At 75.1% G+C, this 1,909-nt stretch carries 2 protein-coding genes; both read left to right on the top strand.

Translation table 11 applies throughout. From position 1 onward, the window contains the following. Positions 1-895 (top strand): sortase (locus ACFF45_RS35260; protein WP_381351119.1); only part of this gene is annotated, 895 nt, incomplete at its 5' end. 33 nt (positions 896-928) lie between these two features. Further along, positions 929-1,789 (top strand): phosphate ABC transporter ATP-binding protein, encoded by an 861-nt coding sequence (locus ACFF45_RS35265; protein WP_381351120.1) that lies wholly within the window; start codon positions 929-931, stop codon positions 1,787-1,789. The last annotated feature ends 120 nt before the right edge of the window (positions 1,790-1,909 follow it).

Genomic DNA, 1,909 nt, shown 5'->3' on the forward strand with positions numbered 1-1,909 from the left:
TCCGCCCGCGCCGCGGCCGCCGCGCCGGCCGGCGCCGCGGCCCCCCGCCCGCCCCGGGCTCGCGCTCGCCGGGGCGGTCCTGTGCGTCCTGGCGGCCGTGCTGCTCGGGTTCGCCGCCAACCTCACGATCGTCGGCCACCTCCAGCACGCCCGCGACCAGCAGACCGCCTACGACGAACTACGCCGCCAGCTCGCCCTCGGCATCGCCCCCGTCGGCCGGCGCGACTACGAGGGCAGGCCGCTGGAGACGGGCGCCCCCGTCGCACTGCTGCGCATCCCCGCACTCGACGTCGAGGAGGTCGTCGCCGAGGGCACCACGCCCCAGGTGCTGATGTCCGGCCCCGGCCACCGCCGGGACACCCCGCTGCCCGGCCAGGCCGGCACCGTCGTCATCATGGGCCGCCAGTGGGCGTACGGCAGCCCCTTCAACGACCTGCACGACCTGCCCGTCGGCGCCCGCCTGGAACTGACCACCGGCCAGGGCAGGTCCGTGTACGAGGTCACCGGGCTGCGCCGGGCCGGCGACGAACTGCCCGCGCCGCCCACCGGGGGACAGGGCCGGCTCACCCTCATCACCGCGACCGGCGGACCGTACACCCCGAACGGCGTACTGCGCGTCGACGCGGAACTGCGCACCGCGGTCCAGCCCAACCCGCCGCGCGACCTCGCCACCGGCTGGATCGCCGGCTCCGAACAGGCGCTGGGCACCGACGGCAACGCCTGGCTGGAGGTCTTCCTGTGGACCCAGGCCCTGCTGCTCGCCGCGCTGCTCGCGGTGGCCGCGTACCGCTTCTGGGGCCGCTGGCAGACCTGGATCTGCGCCGCTCCCGTGCTCGCCGCCCTCGGCCTCGCGGACTCCGGCGCCCTCACCGCGCTGCTGCCCAACCTGCTCTGAACACCTGACCCCGCCCGGGAGTTGACGTCCACCATGTCCACCCACCTCAACGGCACCGCCACCGCGGACGCCGACCTCACGGACACCGTCGTCCAGCCGCGGATCGCCGCCGGCCGCGGCCCCGCCACCCTGCGCGCCGAGGCGGTGTCCGCCTGGTTCGGCGACCACAAGGTCCTGGACCGGGTGTCGCTGACCATGCCCGCCCGCCAGGTCACCGCGCTCATCGGCCCCTCCGGCTGCGGCAAGTCGACCTTCCTGCGCATCCTCAACCGGATGCACGAGCTGATCGGCTCGGCCTCGCTGGCCGGCCGCGTGCTGCTCGACGGCGACGACATCTACGACCGCGGGCGGCGCATCACCCACGCCCGCCGCGAGATCGGGATGGTCTTCCAGAAGCCCAACCCCTTCCCCGCCATGTCGATCTACGACAACGTCGTGGCCGGCCTGAAGCTCAACGCCATCCGGACCGGCCGCGACGGCAAGGACGACCTGGTGGAGGAGTGCCTCACCAAGGCCGGGCTGTGGAAGGAGGTCAAGGGCCGGCTCCGGCAGCCCGGCGGCGCGCTCTCCGGCGGCCAGCAGCAGCGGCTGTGCATCGCCCGCTCGCTGGCGGTCCGCCCCCGGGTGCTGCTGATGGACGAACCGTGCTCGGCGCTCGACCCCACCTCGACCCGGCGCATCGAGGAGACCATCGCCGAGCTGAAGTCCGAGGTGACCATCGTGATCGTCACCCACAACATGCAGCAGGCCGCCCGGGTCTCCGACACCTGCGCCTTCTTCCTCGCCTCGCACGGCACCCCCGGCGTGATCGTCGAGCACGGCGAGACCGAGGCGATGTTCGACTCGCCGCAGGACCAGCGCACCTCCGACTACGTGAACGGACGGTTCGGGTGACGGGGCGGCCCCGCCCGGCCGGGGGGCGGGCGGCCCACGCCGCCGCCGCGGCGGCCGTGCTGACGGCCGCCGCCCTCCTCGCCACCGGCTGCGCCTCCGGCGGCGGCCCGGCGCAGCCCG

It is taken from the genome of Streptomyces cinereospinus (genome assembly GCF_042430725.1).
GTDB classification, from domain to species: Bacteria; Actinomycetota; Actinomycetes; order Streptomycetales; family Streptomycetaceae; genus Streptomyces; species Streptomyces cinereospinus.